Raw genomic sequence first — 17,507 nt, 5'->3', positions numbered from 1 at the left:
GAGCAATTTCTCGGTGCAGCTAAGTTTTCTTGCAAGTAGCGCACCCTTGTATATTAAAAGAAGTGGTAGACCGTCGCACCCTAGGTCATTAAAGACCGCTTTGTAGCATGGGTCACCACAACAATCTCTTTGACAGAACTCGAACAGTCGCCGGGGTCAAAGCTTTAAACTACTGACATTTAAAGTATACAGTCCGCATCGGGCAAGGATGAGTGAAATCAAGGGGATGAATTAAAAACTTCTTGACAAAATAGTTGAGATTCAAAAATGGAAAACATCTCTGTGTGGGTAGGCATTGACGTGAGCAAAGCGACCCTCGATGTTTATATCCGTCCCATCGGTAAAGCATTGAAGTTTGCTAATACAGAACTAGAAATATTTAATTTAGTTGAACAATTAAAATTTTATGATTTGAACCTCATCGTACTAGAAGCAACCGGAGGATTAGAAACAGAACTGGTCATTCAACTACAGGCAGCAATGCTACCAGTAGCATTAATCAATCCACGTCAAGGACGAAATTTTGCCAAAGCCACTGGTAAACTCGCCAAAACAGATGCTATCGATGCACAAATATTGGCACACTTTGGGGAAGCAATGAAACCTCAAGTGTTAAACATTGAGTCACAAGCATCTCGTCAATTAGGAGAATTAATTAGTCGTCGAAGACAATTAGTTGAGATGCAAACTGCTGAAAAAAATCGACGCTCACGCGCCCGTGGTAAAGCATTGGCAGATATTGAAGCACACATTGAATATCTTGACGAACGTCTCAAACAACTCAATCAAGAAATTGAGCAATTAACTCAAAACAATCAACAATGGATTGAAAAAGTTAATTTACTCAAAACTACTCCTGGTATTGGCCAAGTTATTTCGACAACTCTGGTTTCTGATTTGCCAGAACTCGGTCAACTCACTGCCAAACAAATTTCTCGCTTAGTTGGTGTTGCACCTATCAATCATGATAGTGGTCAACACAAAGGTAAGCGCATGATTAATGGCGGTCGCGCTCATGTTCGTGCCACTCTTTATATGGGTGCTGTTGTTGCTATGCGTCATAATCCGGTTATCAAGGCCTTTTATGAGCGTCTTGTCGAACGTGGTAAATCGAAAAAATTAGCTCTCACTGCTTGCGTTCATAAAATGTTAGTCATTTTAAATGCAATGGTTCGGGATAATTTACCTTGGCGTGTTACTGACAACTTACAACCCATTCCCAACGCTTAATCACAATTGACCGTTTTTATACTTGGAAATACTCTCCCTGATGATCCTATTGCCGCATTTGGGTCAATTTTTGATGCTCTTTTTTATCTTCACGGGAAATCCAGCAACTGGGGAAGATTCTGCGGCGAAGCGGAGTGGCTGGTGCGGGCTGCTACCATCTTAGCCAAGAGCCACAAGTCTTTTTGCCCGTACCAGCCACCGCAGAATCTAGCGCAGCGTTCCCCAGTTGCGTCAATGTTCAGAGTCCCGGTTTTTGTTAACGATCGCTTGACTTTCAAGACAGTCGCTACTAACTAAATAAGCAACGTATTCAAAATTATTTTTCCAAATGTAACCTCTGACAAACCAACTCAGCCGCTAATGAGATCGCCTCCTTCATACTAGTAGCATCAGCAATACCCTGACCCGCGATATCAAAGGCTGTTCCGTGGTCTGGGGAAGTACGAACAAAAGGTAAGCCAATAGAAGTATTCACAGCTCGGTCAAAGGCCATCAGTTTGACGGGAATTAAACCTTGGTCGTGGTACAGTGCCAGGTAGGCATCAGCAGGGTGCTGCACAATCGCATTACCATACCAAGCTTGACCAGGTTTAACCCACATCGTATCCGGGGGAATCGGCCCATCTAGCTGGAAATGTGGGCGTTTTTGTCGTTCTGACTCTAGCCAAGGAATTAACCAATCTAGTTCTTCTGTTCCCAGTTGTCCTTGTTCGCCACTGTGGGGATTTAAACCAGCGATCGCAATTCTCCCACTAGTGATGCCAAAATCTTTCTCTAAACACTCCACCAACAAATCTAATTTTTGCGTCAGCAATTGCGGTGTCAGTGTGTCCGCCACTTGACGTAAAGGTATATGGGTAGTTGCGAGTAAGGCTCTCAGTGTCCAACCAGTGTAAGGCGATCGCGCGACAAATAACATCCCAAAGCGTTCAACACCAGACTTTTGGGCTAACAGTTCCGTTTGTCCTGGGTAATTGTAGCCTGCGGCTTTCCATGCAGATTTAGCTATGGGGCCAGTCACAATTCCATCAAAATTACCTGCTAGGGTTTGGGCGATCGCATAATCCATATAGGCGAAACTGGCTGCACCACTAGCCGCGTTACCAGTTCCTAAATTTATCTGTCTGGCAGTTTCTCTATCAACAGTGACATCAATAATTTTTAATAAATTAGGATCAGCCAACGGCAGTAAATTTTCCATCGAGCTTAATTGTTTATAAGTCTCTTGGAGTAAATTTTTATTACTTACTACAGTTAAGTCATAATTATGACCGATTTCTAAATCAGCCAAAGCTTTTAAAATCACTTCCGCCCCAATTCCGCCTGGATCTCCGACTGTTAGTGCTAAACGTGGGCGATATTTTTGAGGTGTATTTACTGTCTGATTCTGATTTAATTGGTACATATAAGTGCTTTGGAGAAGAATTTTTTGCTTGATTCCATCTCCCAATAGTAGGGATTGACTATCAAACTAGTTTAAAATTATTTACACAGGTCTAATCCAATAAAAGTAGGAGTGAGAGGCTAAAAAAGCGGGAGAGCAGAGAAGCAGATGGGGAAGGTGAATAAATTATCATTCAACACTAAATTACTCGGCTCACATTACTTAGCACTTCTGACTCCTGTGCCTAGATAAGACCAAAAAATCAAAATTTATTCGTCAAGGAGAATCACATTAATGAGCGGCGAACTACTGAATGCAGCTTTGTTATCTTTCGGCTTAATCTTCGTAGGTTGGGCTTTGGGTGCTTTATTATTGAAAATTCAAGGCGCAGAAGAATAATTTATCTGTATTTGCCTGCTTTCAACAGATGAGAAGCCTGAATATCACTGGCAAAATAGCTTGTCCAGGTACTCCTTTGAAGAAGCAGACTACCGCAGTCCACCCGGCGCTTCATACCGCGCGTGTGGCTGCACTCACCAGAAAACGCTGTTTTAGTGATTTTTTCAGTATCAATTCTGTTCCTTAAAAACCATTAATTTTTATTTACAGATATAATTCTGTTAAGATTCTTTTCATAAAAGTTTAAAATTTGTTACAACCCTCATGACATTATTAATAGTCGGTGCCACTGGCACCTTAGGAAGACAAGTGGCTCGTCGGGCGATCGATGAGGGATATAAAGTTCGCTGTCTTGTCAGGAGTGCCAAAAGAGCAGCTTTTTTAAAAGAGTGGGGAGCCGAACTCGTAAGAGGAGATTTATGTCAACCCCAGACTCTGGTAGAGGCGCTAGAAGGCGTAACAGCAGTAATTGATGCAGCAACCTCTCGTGCTACAGATTCGCTGACAATTAAGCAAGTAGACTGGGAAGGACAAATAGCCCTAATTCAGGCAGCAAAAGCGGCGGGTGTAGAACGTTTTATATTCTTCTCTATTATTGATGCCGATAAGTATCCAGAAGTCCCACTGATGGAAATTAAACGGTGTACAGAATTATTTTTAGCTGAATCTGGGATAAATTACACTGTTCTGCGCTTGGCCGGCTTCATGCAAGGGTTAATCGGTCAGTATGGCATCCCCATTTTAGAAGGACAGCCTGTTTGGGTAACTGGCGCATCTTCCCCAGTCGCTTATATGGACACTTTAGACATTGCTAAGTTTGCTGTGCGGGCGTTGAGTGTGCCAGAAACAGAAAAACAAGCTTTCCCTGTATTGGGTACTCGTGCCTGGAGTGCCGAAGAAATCATTAACTTATGTGAACGCTTATCTGGCAAAGAAGCGAAAGTTAGACGAATGCCCATCAACCTACTACGAGCCGTGCGCGGTCTTGCCAAATTCTTTCAGTGGGGATGGAATATAGCCGACAGACTCGCATTCACCGAAGTTTTGGCTAGTGGTAGACCGCTAAATGCTTCAATGGATGAAGTTTACACAGTCTTTGGGTTAGAAAAAGAGCAAAGTACTACTTTAGAAAACTATTTACAAGAGTATTTCAGCCGGATTCTGAAGAAGCTCAAACAGTTAGATTACGAGAAAACTAAAATTAAAAAGCAGAAAGACAAAAAAACGCCATTTAAAAAAGTCAATAGTTAATAGTCAACAGTCAGCAATCAACAGTTTTTTACCATAGACTATAGACTTTTGATGCCAAACTAATGACTGGTGATCCAAAATGTGTAACGATTACAAAAGACAAAGCGTCGCTTAAACCTGGATATTTGAGTGTGCCGAAAGTAGGCATTATATACAACGACATTAAACCGGTAGCCGGTCGTGTTGCTATCGAGTTAAAAGATAAGCTAACCGCAGCCGGTTGGGATGTATCTATCACATCTAGTATCGGTGGCATATTGGGCTACTCTAATCCTGAAAGCCCTGTGTGCCACACGCCAATTGACGGTTTGACACCCCCTGGGTTTGATTCAGAAATGAAGTTTGCCATAGTGCTGGGGGGTGACGGTACCGTTTTAGCCGCATCGCGTCAGGTAGCGCCTTGCGGTATTCCGATTTTGGCCATAAATACCGGACACATGGGGTTCTTAACGGAAACTTACCTGAATCAATTACCCCAAGCTATAGATCAGGCGATCGCAGGTGAGTATGAAATCGAAGAACGAGCCATGCTCACGGTCAAAGTGCTGCGAGGAGAGTCAGTACTTTGGGAAGCTCTATGCTTGAACGAAATGGTTTTGCATCGTGAACCATTAACGTCAATGTGTCATTTTGAGATTGCTGTAGGTCGTCATGCGCCAGTTGATATTGCCGCAGATGGGGTAATTGTTTCTACACCTACAGGCTCCACCGCTTACTCTTTAAGCGCAGGTGGGCCAGTTGTTGCCCCCGGTGTACCCGTATTGCAGCTCGTTCCTATTTGTCCCCATTCTTTGGCTTCCAGGGCTTTAGTATTTCCCGATACTGAACCAGTCAATATTTACCCGGTGAACATTCCCCGGTTGGTGATGGTAGTAGATGGCAATGGGGGATGCTATATTTTTCCAGAAGATAGAGTATATCTAGAGCGATCGCCATACAGTGTCAAATTTATTCGCCTCCAACCACCAGAATTTTTCCGTATTTTGCGAGAAAAACTCGGTTGGGGTCTACCGCATATCGCTAAACCAACTTCGGTAGAATTACCTTAGTCAACAGTCAATAGTTATTCTCCTTTTCCCCACTCCCCATTTATTGCCTATACAATTAAACATCCAAATATCCCAAAATCTTATGATAGCTACTCATAGCCCCTGTGTTTTGGTGATCGAAACTGATGATAGCCTAGCGAATCAACTGTCTTTTGATTTACAAGAAGCTGGTTATGATGCTATTTTGGCGAACGATGCGACTACTGGGTTACAATACTGTCGCGATCGCCAGCCTGCTTTAGTTGTATTAGACAGAATGCTGGCGGGCGAATCTGGTCTTTCGTTGTGCAAAAATCTAAGGAATACTGGAGTGCGATCGCCGGTATTAGTCTTAATGGCTAGGGACACAGTTGATGATCGGGTTGCTTGTCTAGAAGCAGGGGCTGATGATTATATTCTTAAACCTTATCGCCCAGAAGATTTTTTAAGACTGATTCGCCTCTACTTGAAACCCGATGTCGATACCACAGAACAGTTACGCTTTGGCGATTTGATTTTAGACCTAGCTAATCGCCGTGCTGTTTACAGTGGACGGAATGTCGAGTTAACAATGAAAGAATTTGAACTTTTAAAGTACTTAATGGAACATCCCCGTGAAGTATTAACCCGCGAACAAATTCTCGAAAACGTCTGGGGTTACGATTTTATGGGTGAATCTAATGTCATAGAAGTATATATTCGCTACTTACGCTTAAAAATTGAAGATGAAGGTCAAAAGCGCTTAATTCAAACGGTGCGAGGCGTTGGTTACGTCCTCAGAGAGTCCTAAAAATTTAACCCTGTAGTAATGCAAATTACATTCTATAATTAAGCACTCCCACTCTTCTACAGGTAAGTGGGATATTTGTTTTATGACAGGCTACATCCAAATTTAACCAGTCTCTTCAACGTGACAGAAAACATAACCCAGAAGCGTGGGCTTTTTCGTTTAATTTCTGTAAAATCGAAGTCTAAATTACAAAATTAAAAATTGTATGATGCGTTGGTTAAGTTTAATTCCGATGCTATTGAGTATTTTACTGATGGCTTGTTCTTCACAAACCACAGCCGAAACACCTACAGATACTGCTAGTTCTCCGCCTGCACTAGTAGTGAATTCTGGACAAACATTACCAATTTCAGCCAAAGCAACTGTTCCTAATGGCACAACTATTGAATTAGAAGTGGCAAAGACACAAGAACAGCAGCAAATGGGACTGATGTATCGGCCAGCTTTACCAGATAACAGGGGAATGCTGTTTCCTTTTTCTTCTCCACAACCAGCTAGATTTTGGATGAAGAATGTACCGGTTGCTTTAGATATGGTGTTTTTGCAAAAGGGTGTAGTCAAGTATATTCAGGCTGCTGCACCTCCTTGCCCTAGTGAGCCTTGTCCTAATTATGGCCCTGACGTACTTATTGATGCAGTCATAGAGTTACGTGCAGGCAGGGCAGCCGAGTTAAATTTGCAGCCAGGCAATAGTATCAAAATTGAGTTTTTAAATAACCGTAATTAACAGTATTAGATCTCTCAATGGCTTGCATTGCAAGATAACCCTGATTTTTACTTCATGATGTTTACGTAAAAAAAATATCAAGTATACGTAAAAGGCAAATTCTGCGGTTACTATTTAGTATGATGTCAAACACAACACAATCTATACACTCTCAAGTGCGATCGCAGCCTAGAGAAACTTTATGCAAAAAATCTTCCTTTTGGCATAAGTGTTACTAGTTGTTTGTAAGGCAGTATTAGCTATGGAATCTTTGCTACTAAAAGTGTATCTAAGTGACACACTAAAGTAAAAAAAGATAAAACATATTTGACCAGAACAACTAACAGCTGCAAAATAAAGCATCTAGATGAAATGACAGCTAAGATTAGCTATAATTCTCTAGTTTTCGTTAGAAAATAGCTGTGTTTGCAGAATTTAAAAAATCGCTCCAGTGATTATCCGGTCATCGTATATTCACGGGTGAAGTAATATTTGCAAAGTTATAGGGAAACAGGAAAACACTAAATGACGATTCAGACTAAACAAGGAGGTGAGTTACAGATGTCACCATCTACTTATTCAAGGCTAATTCATTTTCTACAGGAAGATTTAGCAATTTCTGCGGCATCTTTGGCTGTGGCACTACGCCATCGAGAACAAGACCCAGGGCCTTTGCCTATGATTCTTTGGCAGTACGGTTTAATTAGCTTAGAGCAGTTAGAAAAAATTTATGATTGGTTAGAAACAGCGTAAGGTATGAAGTTCTCGTTGAGGAGAATTAAGATATGTTACAACTGCTCTGTCTTGTGCCGAGACTGAGATACAAAAATTCGGCTCCCGTAAGTTATACTCATTTCAATACAAACAAGCTAAAAGAGCGAGTTGAATGATTAACTCGCTCTTTTAATTTAGCTTTTTTGAAAAAGGGACTAGAGAGAATTATTTCCTACCCAATACCCAATCCCTTATCCCCAATTCCTTTTAATCGGGAGTTGCAACTTGCTGATCATGATGATTGATTGACCAACGATGTTCTACCGATAGGGAAGAACCTAGACAAGAATTTTCTAAGTGTTTTTGCTGGGCTGCCGCTTTTCTTAATGTAATAATTAATTGATTTACTTGATGTCGCAATTCAGGGTTTTTACTGACTGCTGACATGGTTTGCCTTTCTAATAATTGGAGTATGAGTTCGTAATGGATGGGCGAAGGTAGGGGAATTTGCTCCATGTAGTCGATGGGTGGTGTTAAATTAAGGATTTTGTGATGCTTCGTAGTTGTATGTTATTAAGTTAATTTTTACACAATAAATAAATATTAACTATATTTTTTGATATTTAAATAGCTTGATAAAGGTTGTTAACTGCTGACTTTTGATAGTCAACGGTTAACGGTCAATAGATAATAGAATTCAAACAATCAGAAGCATAGGTACGACAGTACACCACCCGCTAGAATTGCAGCACCTACTTTTCTGGTTATAAGTTTCTACATCTGTAAGAATAACTTTTAAACATCACTGGAGTATAGGTTAGCGATCGCTAATTCTGGATCTGGTTGTTTGACTAAAGACTCACCGATTAACACAGCACTAGCACCAGCTTGGGATACTAAACTTAAATCTGCTGGGTTATGTAATCCTGACTCACTCACAACTAAAATATTTCGTTCTTGTAACTGGCTACCTCTGGCGGCTAAAAGTTGACAAGTAGTTTGTAAGTCTACAGAAAAATCTTCTAGATTGCGATTGTTAATTCCTACTAAAGATACACCATCTAAAGCTAATACACGGTCAAGTTCTTCCAGATTATGAACTTCAACCAAAGCTGCCATATTCAAAGCCTTAGCAATTTTGATGAAGTACTGTAAATCTTGATCACTGAGGATGGCGGCAATTAACAACACAGCATCTGCGCCTTGAATCCGTGCCAAATACATTTGATAAGGATAAATGACGAAATCCTTGCAAAGTAATGGTAAATCTACGGCGGCGCGGACTTTAGTTAAGTTGTCAAAACTACCTTGAAAAAACTTTTCATCAGTTAAGACGGAAATACAACTAGCGCCACCTTGTTGGTAGGATAAGGCGATCGCTACTGGGTCAAAATCTTCTCGAAACACGCCTTTACTGGGTGAAGCCTTTTTCACTTCGGCAATTAACGCAGGTGTGGTTCTACCTTGTTTTAAAGCGGCGACAAAATCGCGGGTAGGTGGCGCGATACGTGCCTTCTTTTGCAATTCCAGCAAAGGCAACTTTTCCCGCATTTGGTCAACTTCTACTTCCTTTTGCCAAACGATTTCTTCCAAAATATGTTGTGGTTTGGCATCTGGTACAGCGACTTGGTAGCGCAATATCGATACATTGATAGCAGGATTTGGTTGTCGGCGACGGATTTGCATAGTTGGGGATTGGGGATTGGGGATTTGGGATTGGGCAGGGGGCAGGGGGCAGGGGGAGTATCTTTTTACCCTTACACCCCTACACCCTTACACCCCTATACCCTTATCTAAACGATCGCTCGTTTATACGCTTCATCCAACACTTCGGATAATGTTGGGTGGGCGTGGACTAAATGGGCTAGGGTTTGGACGGTTTGACGATTGGCGACGGCGGCGGATGCTTCGTGGATTAAGTCGGAGGCGTGTAAACCAAAGATATGTACGCCTAAAACTTCCCCGGTATCTTTGCGGTAGATGACTTTGGCTATACCGTCGGCTTCGTTTTCAGCTAAGGCTTTGGAATTGCCTTTGAAGTAACTTCTGCTGGTGGCGACTTCAAAACCTTCAGCTTGGCCTAATTCTTTAGCACCTGTTTCTGTTAAGCCGACATAGCTAACTTCTGGATGGGTAAATGCGGCGGCGGGAATGCTGCGATAGTCTACTGTTCTTTCCCTACCGATGATATTTTCCACGGCGACAATGCCCTGGGCTGAAGCCGCGTGTGCCAGCATCATTTTGCCGTTGGCATCACCAATTGCCCACAAATGGGGTACTACTTCACCTGCTGATAACACTGCCATGCGATCGTCTACAGGAATAAAGTTGCGGCGGTCAAGTTCGACACCAATAGATTCTAAACCCAGGTTTTTTGTAGCTGGGATGCGTCCTGTCGCTACTAGGCAAGCATCTACTTCGATAACATCGACAACTTCCTTGGTTTTGAAATCTGCCAATTCAATTACTACTGGCGAACCAGGAATAACTTTTTTGGCATATATGCCAACTTTGGTTTCAATGTCGCGGGGTGTAATCAGCACTCGTTCCGCGAGTTTGGCAATATCGCGGTCAAATCCTGGCATTAACTGGTCGAGGGCTTCAATCAAGGTGATTTCACAGCCCAAAGCTGAGTAAATATCCGAGAATTCTAAACCAATGTAACCACTACCAATAATTGCTACCCATTCAGGTAAGGTTTCTAACTTTACGCCTTGGTCGCTGGTGAAGACGGTTTTGCCATCTACTTCAATACCTGGAGGTACGAAGGGGACAGAACCAGGGGAAAGGATAATATCCTTAGCGGTGATGGTTTTTTCACCACCATCGCCTGTAACGGTGACTTTTTGTGTCCCCGCGATTTTGCCCCAACCCCTGATGATATCGACTCCCAGACGTTTCAGGCTATTTGTTAAATCTCCTTGAATTTTGGAGACGAGATTATTAGCATGATTAGCGATCGCTTGACGATCAAACTCCACATTACCAATTTGAATCCCCAGAGACTTCAGGTGATGGGCATCGCGTAATTCCCGCACACGTCCAGAAGCAGCTAACAGCGCCTTCGATGGAATACAGCCTCGATTGACACAGGTTCCCCCCATGTCAGCTGCCTCGATAATCGCCGTCTTTAAGCCGCAACTTACCGCGTGTAGGGCTGCGCCATGTCCCCCTACACCAGCGCCTATTATGACTAAATCGTAATCAAATTCATGACTCACGTTAGTTTCCCCGTGTGCTTCGCCTATCTATTTTCAACCCGTCTAGCCATCCTTGCAAGCCTTTAGAGGTGTGGAAGTTACTAAATTGGGGATTGGGGATTGGGGATTGGGGACTGGGGATTGGGGACTGGGGATTGGGGACTGGGGATTGGGGATTGGGTGAAAAGTCTTTTTGTGTCTAGGTTGTATCATCTATTGATGTCCTAACACTACTGGCGACGGCTATAATTTTGAATTTTGAATTTTGAATTGGAGCAAAGTGACTTGACCAATCTCCTAATTGCAATCAATGAGCGGAAAGCCTAAGCTTGATCTAATATTTATCTACGCACAGGTTTTTGCAGGCGATCGCTCGATGTCTCTACCCCAAATCAGTGAATTTACAGTCCGTCGCTACGCTAACGCCAAATCTTTCCAACGTGGGGAGGCTTATTTTGAAGCGGGTGCTGTCACCACAATTACTCAGCGTGGTCAGCAATTGCAGGCAGAAGTAGAAGGCAATGAACGATTACCTTATCGTGTATCTCTAAATTTTGATGACAAGAATATCACTTCGGCCAAGTGTACTTGTGCTTACAATTTGGATGGTTGGTGTAAACACATTGTGGCGACGATGCTTGTATCTACAAGACAGCCAGAAATTATTGAGCAGCGTCCTACGTTAGAACAATTACTAGATCGTCTAGATCATGTCCAGACTCAAAGGCTTGTACAGGAATTAGTTGCCGAACAACCCCAACTAATAGATGTGATTGATCAGCACGTTAGTTGGATGAATAGTCCTGTAGCTAAACCTATATCTACTCAACCAGGACGAGAAATAAGTGTAAATTTGGCAGCCTTTCGCGGACAAGTCAAGCAGATTTTGCGGGAAGCAGTCCGCTACTTTGAAGAAGGGTATGAGGAAGACCCGATTACCGAAGATTTGTTTAGTTTGGTGCAGACTGCTTTAGAATTTTCTCAGCAAGGTGAGAGTAATAATGCGATCGCTATTCTTGAAGCCATTACATCTACCTGTGCGGAAAATTGGGATGAGGTGTCAGAATACGGGGCTGACAATGATGAAATTGCCTGGGAATTAAATCTGGCTTGGTGTGAAGTGATTCTCTCGTCCGAACTGACATCAGCAGAAAAAGTTGATGTGCAAGTGAGTTTGGAAGCTTGGCAAGATGAATGGAATGCCGATTTCAGCATGAGTTTAGATGCGTTGCGCCAAGGTTGGGATGATTCACATTTGCTGCGAGTTCTCCAAGGCGATATCGCCGAAATGGGTGTATGGGAACGGGAAGTTCCTAATTACGCTGATGATTTGGCACAAATTCGCCTCAAAATTCTCGAACGTCAGGAACGCTACCAAGAATATTTGTATTTAGCCCAAGTAGAGGGACAAACCCAAGAATATTTAACGATGTTGGGGCGTTTAGGCAGGGTAGAGGAAGCATTAGCGGCGGCGGAAATGCAGATGAGTTCCACGGAAGAGGCTTTTGCTTTAGCTAAAACCTTAGCTGAACAAGGTTCATTACCGGAAGCATTAGACATAGCCCAAGTTGGTTTTAAGTTACCTGGTAATTGTCGGTATGAATTAGGTATTTGGACAAGCGATTTAGCCGAAGCTGTGGGCAATCCAGAGATTTCTTTACTCGCACTCAAGGAAGCTTTTCAAGTTAAACCCTGCTTTGTTGATTATCAAAAAATGGCAGAATTAGCGGGTGAAAGCTGGGAAAATGTCAAAACAGATTTATTAAGGATTATTCAGAGTTGTAAGACTTGGGGAATAGAATCAGCCAAGGTGGATGTATTTTTATATGAAGGACTGATTGAGGATGCGATCGCTACTGTCAGTGAACTCAGTTCCTATCATTCAGCTTTAATCCACCGAGTCATGGAAGCGGCTATATCACATAAGCCTGATTGGGTGATAACTAATGCCCGTCGCCGTGCTGAAAAAATTATGGATGAGGGTAAGGCAGAATACTATAGCGAAGCAGTGGAGTGGCTAAAAAAAGTACGTGCTGCTTATATACAATCTGGTAGACAAGCAGATTGGTCAAAATATCGAGAAAAGTTAATAGAAATCCACGCCCGTAAACGGAAATTGATGGGAATGTTCAAGGAACGGGGGATGGAATGAGAAAGCAGGGAAGTATAGCATCACGGAAGGGGGAATCATCGCCGTCACTTATAGCACAAACAGCGACTCATTAGACTATGTGATTAAAAAGATACATTTATTTAACAAAGCTTAAAGTTGCTTTATTATATTATTTACCAAGAGGTGTGAGTTGAGTTTTGGAATTTAAAAAAGATGGCTACTGCTACATCTACTGTTTCTGAACGTGAATGCCAAGCTGCTTGGACACGTCATTTAAATAAGTCTTACTACCAAGACGACCAGCAAGTTAAACTGATGAACTTACAAGCAGAGGTGGACTCTCTGCTGGAACAATTACAAAATCTCAAAGAACAACGTTTAGCAGCTACTACCAAAGAAGATTGACACTCCCCTGACTATTTTATGGAGTGTCTTTATCATCTGTTTTTGGGAACGCGCAACTTTAAATCATGAATCTTCACTTTCAAGTTTAGCGATCGCTATCGATACTTGATAAAGATTGTGTGAAGACATCATAAAAAACCTTAACATTATCCAATCAATTTAGTAAATGGGGGGCGGAAAATTTTCTGCCCCCATCATTTTGGCAGTTAATTATCTATATCTGAACTTGGCGCGGAATCATCAATTATGTCTGCTTGAGGACGGAGTTGCTTTGTCAGACCTTGGATATAACTGAGGTTGGCTGTAGAGGTTTTTGCTTGTTCTCCTAACCAGGAATTGGCTTTTACTTCCCCTTGCTGGACTGTTAAAATCAACGCCCCCCAAGCTTGGACGGCTTTTCTGTTGGGGTTAATCTGCATAGCTGCTACCACACGCCGCCATAATCGCCCCTTGTCTGTTTTTAACAAGATGGCTATTTCTTGTGCATTCTGTGGGGATGCGCTAAATACTTGCAAAGCTTTTTCCCAGCGGCCATCGATTAAATCTGCCAGCACTTGTTCACTGGGACTAGCCCATGTTTTATCGGCTTGGATTTTAGTTACTTCGGCGTGGATGCGAATTAAGTCTAATTGTGATTGGGCTGCTGCTGGTAAGCTATTGTTGCGTTGTTTTTTAATAGATGCTAGCCAATCAAAAGCTGGTGTCCATAAGCCATTGCGGCTAAATAAGAGCGCATTTTTGTAACCAGAATCTTTCAACACGGGATTTTGTAGAGAAATTTCTTCCAGTTGAATGGGATTCAGGTATAAGTTTACAGATTTGACTTGGTAAACCTGTAGTCTCGGTTCTAAACCTATAGTTTGATCAACAACTAATTCTTTAGCTTTACTACCTGTGACTTGTTCCCATTTAGGAATGTGTCCACTGGGACTAGTCCAAGATAACATCAGTTGTAAGTTGCTACGGTCTGGATTGTAATATACTATTTGACCGTAGGCGATAGTCCCCGAACCAGAAGTTACCGAGTGATTATCTTGCTGTCGCTGTCCACGCAAATTTAACCAGACACCTGCTGCTGGTGTTCCGGCTTCAAAGCGGTTAACCACATCTAACGGTAAAGGATTGCTCACATCTTCATTTTCTGGTGTATTCTCTACCAAGGAAGCGATCGCATCCTGCCCACCTCTGCTAATTGCAAATGATTCTTCAGGGCCAGTAATTGGTAAACTATTCGCCAAGCGATAAAATTTTTCTGGTTGTGATTCGTATTTTAAATTTTCTAATTGATAAACCCTGAGTTCTACTATTTCCTTACAGTTAGATAGACAATCGGGGCGCTGACGCATGACTGGTAATAGAAATGATTTTTCCTCATCATCTAGAGGAATGGTTTCCCCTGGTATTTGTTGTTTTTGACTCAAACTGATTTGGATTTGAGGTAGGGTTTGGGGATTTTCGCTGTTACCGGGGATGTGCGCCCACTCTGGAAGGAAATTATTCAGCCAACTTACCTGTTCAGGGTGAAATATCAACAGAATCCCAATCCAGGTAGAACTCAGCACTAAACCAGCACTAATGAGTAAAATTGCGATCGCAATTATTGAGGATGGTTTATAGGATTTTGATGGAGAAATCGCTTTCTGTATCTGGGTTTGATTAATTTTTCCCTCACCTTCTTTTGGCAAATCGGTATTACCTACCTGTTGTTGCTGGATTTGAGGTTTCTTCCCTTCCAAATCAGAGCCGTTTTGCTTAGAAGATTTTGGCGTTAGCTTGCGCGAGCGATTTGCCATGTTATTTCTCTGTTAATTTAAGGTATTAATTTGTGTTTGTTTTTTCTTTTATACTCGCGCTTTGATTAGTTGCCTAGAAGTAGGTGGTTTAATTTTCTACACAAAAAGGATGAGTAGATATTTTGGGCGATCGCCTTTAGGTATTGCTTTGCCTAGCACGTTGGGTTTTCCGCAAAATTAGGGTTGTAGTTTAGAGTACTTACGCACCAGAGTCGTTTTAATCCCTGATAGGGATTTTAGAGGGTTTTAACTTTAAGTGGTGGCAGCGCTGCTAGGATTCCTAATAGGTTTCAATCCCTGATAGGGATTTTAGAGGGTTTTAACAATAACTGGATAGCACTAGCAGAAGGGCTAGAAGGTTTCAATCCCTGATAGGGATTTTAGAGGGTTTTAACGTATATCAAGCGGGTACAGGTAACTCAGGAAAAAGTTTCAATCCCTGATAGGGATTTTAGAGGGTTTTAACCGCTCGGCTCTCAAAGCCTTGCTGTATTTGGTTTTCAAGGTTCAGTTGCGTGAATTATGGAGCAAAGATAACTTTTCAGACATGGGATTGTCAAGAGGCGCATGGCAAAAATTAACTCAAAAGCTGTTACAGCAAAGGTTAGAGGTAATTGCGTCAACCACAGTTTTAATGTTATGGGCTGTAACCTAATCAGGGTAAGGCATAGAGGCAAGAAACTGAATCTGTGCCGAAAAACATCTATGGGTTGACCGGAAGAGGCAGGGCGAGGCTTGTACAAGCTTCCGTCACGGATTTCCCCCTTGCTCCCTGCCCCCTGCCCCTTTTCCTCTTGCTGACGCAATATTTTAAAAACTAAAGGTGGTACGGATAGCACCGATGAAAATATCATTGTTGCTGGAAATATGACCAGGGTCAGTGACGAGAAAAAAGCCAGGAGTGATGGCGATATTATCATTGACTAAATAGCGGTAAAAAACTTCGTAGTGAGTGGAATTGCCAGTATCTGCGGTGGGGATTAATACGCCGTTATTTAATTTTGGTGGTAAGCCGTAGAGAAAACCGAATAAGTCGCCTTTTCTGCCAAACGGGTCATATATACCTAAGGAAACTGTATAGGTGCTGCTGAGAACAACTGCATCTGATTTGAGGGAATCTGTCACCATAACACCACCCCAAGCACCAAGGACTAGTTTATTAGTTAGTTGCCATCTCATGCTAGCGTTGAGGGCGTGGATTTGCGAAGGTTCGTTAATTCCCCCTGAAGTATCGGCGTTACTGCTACCAGTACCCGTATCTAAATGACCATTGCTGGAATAGGCGTTGACATAAGCTAAACCTGTGATGAGTGAGGGAGTTGGCTTGTATAAAAACTGCAATCCTAAGGCGCTGTGATCTGCACCAAATAAACCTTGGTTGCTGTCGCTGCTACCCCTTGTACCATAGGCAAATTGCAAACGGATTTCGTCTGACAGTAACCAGTCAAAGCCTAAACCAGCATCTAAGTTACCAATTCTCAAGATAGGTGTTGAACCTGCAAATGCAGATATCGCTCCTTGTCCTGCATCTGCATAGATGGAGTTAGAACTAAGTACACTACCTAAGCTAAATCCTACAGGTTTAAAGGTGAAAACAACGCGATCGCCTAAACCTGCAACTCGATATTCAACGGAGTTAATACTAACTTGATTGTCGTAATTTCCTTGCCAAGCTAATCTCGCCATGTTGGTATTGAAAGCTTGGAGGTTTTCAAAGCTATTATTAGCGGCGTTTCCTGATATTAAGCCGATACGAAAACGGTCTTTTCCTGTGAAAGAGGAAGCTAGTTGTAATTGTGTCAAATAAGTAAAAATTGTGTTGGCTTCTCCATCACCTGGACGATTCCCACCAAAACCACCAGCTAGTCCAAAAATGGTTTGTCCTCCTAATACGACGTTAGGGGAAAATTGTTGAGCCTGGATATCAGCACTACGGGCTTCTAAGGCATCAACTCTACCTCTAGAAATAGCTAATTCAGTAGCAAATTCTTCTTGCAGTTTTCGTAATGTTTCTAAATCAGCATTAGTGACTTTATCTGTTAAGCCAGATGCAATTAATTGATCGACTTTATCTAAAGCAGCATTTAATCCAGCCGCAAATTCGTAACGTGTAATGGCGCGATCGCCTTTAAATGTACCATCAGGATAACCTGCTATAACTCCATAACGTTCTACTAAGGATTGCAAGGCCGCAAAAGCCCAATCACTTGGTTGTACATCAGATAATTGTGATACTGATGTCACCTGTGCCATAGTTTGTTCAGGCGATGTTTGAGAGTAAATATCTGGATTAATAAAAACTTCTTCACCTAAATCTTGAGCATCTTCACTAATCACTTCAGAAGATAAGTTTTCAACATCAGATTTATCTGGCGATCGCCATTCATTCTTGACTATATCTTCCGCCAAAACAGGGACATTTAGTATCAATACTACTATCTGGGATAGTAGCAATAAGTTTATTTTATTTTGCATCACTCCTCACACCTGATCA

At 42.1% G+C, this 17,507-nt stretch carries 15 protein-coding genes; 9 read left to right on the top strand and 6 right to left on the bottom strand.

From position 1 onward, the window contains the following. The first annotated feature begins 267 nt into the window (after positions 1-267). Positions 268-1,230: an IS110 family transposase gene (locus tag ACN222_RS23765; RefSeq protein WP_010994426.1), complete on the top strand. Its 963-nt coding sequence runs from the start codon at positions 268-270 to the stop codon at positions 1,228-1,230. A gap of 316 nt (positions 1,231-1,546) precedes the next feature. Here the strand turns inward: ACN222_RS23765 and pdxA are convergent, their stop codons facing one another. After that, positions 1,547-2,635, bottom strand: coding sequence for a 4-hydroxythreonine-4-phosphate dehydrogenase PdxA (gene pdxA / locus ACN222_RS23760; protein ID WP_010998886.1), 1,089 nt, complete (start codon positions 2,633-2,635; stop codon positions 1,547-1,549). Between the two features lie 273 nt (positions 2,636-2,908). Here pdxA and ACN222_RS23755 point away from each other — a divergent pair, with 273 nt between their 5' ends. The 6 genes from ACN222_RS23755 (at position 2,909) to ACN222_RS23730 (ending at position 7,541) form a co-directional block, all read left to right on the top strand. After that, positions 2,909-3,013, top strand: coding sequence for a PetM family cytochrome b6-f complex subunit 7 (locus ACN222_RS23755; protein ID WP_010998885.1), 105 nt, complete (start codon positions 2,909-2,911; stop codon positions 3,011-3,013). A gap of 264 nt (positions 3,014-3,277) precedes the next feature. Further along, on the top strand, positions 3,278-4,264 hold the full coding sequence (locus ACN222_RS23750) for an SDR family oxidoreductase (protein ID WP_010998883.1): 987 nt from the start codon (positions 3,278-3,280) through the stop codon (positions 4,262-4,264). Positions 4,265-4,395: 131 nt separating this feature from the next. Further along, the gene (locus ACN222_RS23745) at positions 4,396-5,313 is read left to right on the top strand and encodes an NAD(+) kinase (protein ID WP_010998882.1); all 918 of its coding nucleotides are present in this window, start codon (positions 4,396-4,398) and stop codon (positions 5,311-5,313) included. Between the two features lie 82 nt (positions 5,314-5,395). Beyond that, entirely contained in the window at positions 5,396-6,082 is a 687-nt protein-coding gene (gene nblR, locus ACN222_RS23740; protein WP_010998881.1) for a response regulator transcription factor NblR, read from the top strand. A gap of 205 nt (positions 6,083-6,287) precedes the next feature. Beyond that, complete coding sequence (locus ACN222_RS23735; protein WP_044522324.1) at positions 6,288-6,809, top strand: DUF192 domain-containing protein; 522 nt, start codon at positions 6,288-6,290, stop codon at positions 6,807-6,809. Between the two features lie 504 nt (positions 6,810-7,313). Further along, a complete protein-coding gene (locus ACN222_RS23730; protein WP_010998879.1) occupies positions 7,314-7,541 on the top strand; it encodes a DUF2949 domain-containing protein in 228 nt (75 codons plus the stop codon). Positions 7,542-7,769: 228 nt separating this feature from the next. On the opposite strand, the gene ACN222_RS23725 is transcribed toward ACN222_RS23730, so the two are convergent. The 3 genes from ACN222_RS23725 to lpdA form a co-directional block, all read right to left on the bottom strand. Further along, positions 7,770-8,018: a DUF5340 domain-containing protein gene (locus ACN222_RS23725; protein ID WP_010998878.1), complete on the bottom strand. Its 249-nt coding sequence runs from the start codon at positions 8,016-8,018 to the stop codon at positions 7,770-7,772. A 279-nt stretch (positions 8,019-8,297) separates the two neighbouring features. After that, positions 8,298-9,188: an indole-3-glycerol phosphate synthase TrpC gene (gene trpC / locus ACN222_RS23720; protein ID WP_010998877.1), complete on the bottom strand. Its 891-nt coding sequence runs from the start codon at positions 9,186-9,188 to the stop codon at positions 8,298-8,300. 107 nt (positions 9,189-9,295) lie between these two features. Then, complete coding sequence (lpdA, locus tag ACN222_RS23715) at positions 9,296-10,723, bottom strand: dihydrolipoyl dehydrogenase (RefSeq protein WP_010998876.1); 1,428 nt, start codon at positions 10,721-10,723, stop codon at positions 9,296-9,298. A gap of 289 nt (positions 10,724-11,012) precedes the next feature. On the opposite strand from lpdA, the gene ACN222_RS23710 reads away from it, so the two are divergent. Next, positions 11,013-12,854: an SWIM zinc finger family protein gene (locus ACN222_RS23710; protein WP_010998875.1), complete on the top strand. Its 1,842-nt coding sequence runs from the start codon at positions 11,013-11,015 to the stop codon at positions 12,852-12,854. 174 nt (positions 12,855-13,028) lie between these two features. Continuing rightward, positions 13,029-13,220 carry a hypothetical protein gene (locus ACN222_RS23705; protein ID WP_096637207.1) on the top strand — a complete coding sequence of 64 codons (192 nt, stop codon included), beginning with the start codon at positions 13,029-13,031 and terminating at the stop codon, positions 13,218-13,220. Positions 13,221-13,426: 206 nt separating this feature from the next. Here ACN222_RS23705 and ACN222_RS23700 read toward each other — a convergent pair whose 3' ends face one another. Next, positions 13,427-15,013, bottom strand: a complete 1,587-nt coding sequence (locus ACN222_RS23700) for a hypothetical protein (protein WP_010998873.1) — start codon at positions 15,011-15,013, stop codon at positions 13,427-13,429. A gap of 810 nt (positions 15,014-15,823) precedes the next feature. After that, complete coding sequence (locus ACN222_RS23695) at positions 15,824-17,488, bottom strand: iron uptake porin (RefSeq protein ID WP_044522318.1); 1,665 nt, start codon at positions 17,486-17,488, stop codon at positions 15,824-15,826. Positions 17,489-17,507: the final 19 nt, after the last annotated feature.

This window comes from Anabaena sp. FACHB-595 (assembly GCF_048568275.1).
Lineage (GTDB): Bacteria > Cyanobacteriota > Cyanobacteriia > Cyanobacteriales > Nostocaceae > Trichormus.
This window is presented reverse-complemented; position numbering and strand designations above follow the sequence as displayed.

Coding starts and splice junctions, on each gene's coding strand:
- ACN222_RS23765 (WP_010994426.1), top strand. CDS start 268: ATGGAAAACATCTCTGTGTGGGTAGGCATTGACGTGAGCAAAGCGACC.
- ACN222_RS23705 (WP_096637207.1), top strand. CDS start 13,029: ATGGCTACTGCTACATCTACTGTTTCTGAACGTGAATGCCAAGCTGCT.
- ACN222_RS23730 (WP_010998879.1), top strand. CDS start 7,314: ATGACGATTCAGACTAAACAAGGAGGTGAGTTACAGATGTCACCATCT.
- ACN222_RS23710 (WP_010998875.1), top strand. CDS start 11,013: ATGAGCGGAAAGCCTAAGCTTGATCTAATATTTATCTACGCACAGGTT.
- ACN222_RS23735 (WP_044522324.1), top strand. CDS start 6,288: ATGATGCGTTGGTTAAGTTTAATTCCGATGCTATTGAGTATTTTACTG.
- ACN222_RS23725 (WP_010998878.1), bottom strand. CDS start 8,018: ATGGAGCAAATTCCCCTACCTTCGCCCATCCATTACGAACTCATACTC.
- ACN222_RS23755 (WP_010998885.1), top strand. CDS start 2,909: ATGAGCGGCGAACTACTGAATGCAGCTTTGTTATCTTTCGGCTTAATC.
- nblR (WP_010998881.1), top strand. CDS start 5,396: ATGATAGCTACTCATAGCCCCTGTGTTTTGGTGATCGAAACTGATGAT.
- ACN222_RS23700 (WP_010998873.1), bottom strand. CDS start 15,013: ATGGCAAATCGCTCGCGCAAGCTAACGCCAAAATCTTCTAAGCAAAAC.
- trpC (WP_010998877.1), bottom strand. CDS start 9,188: ATGCAAATCCGTCGCCGACAACCAAATCCTGCTATCAATGTATCGATA.
- ACN222_RS23750 (WP_010998883.1), top strand. CDS start 3,278: ATGACATTATTAATAGTCGGTGCCACTGGCACCTTAGGAAGACAAGTG.
- ACN222_RS23695 (WP_044522318.1), bottom strand. CDS start 17,488: ATGCAAAATAAAATAAACTTATTGCTACTATCCCAGATAGTAGTATTG.
- pdxA (WP_010998886.1), bottom strand. CDS start 2,635: ATGTACCAATTAAATCAGAATCAGACAGTAAATACACCTCAAAAATAT.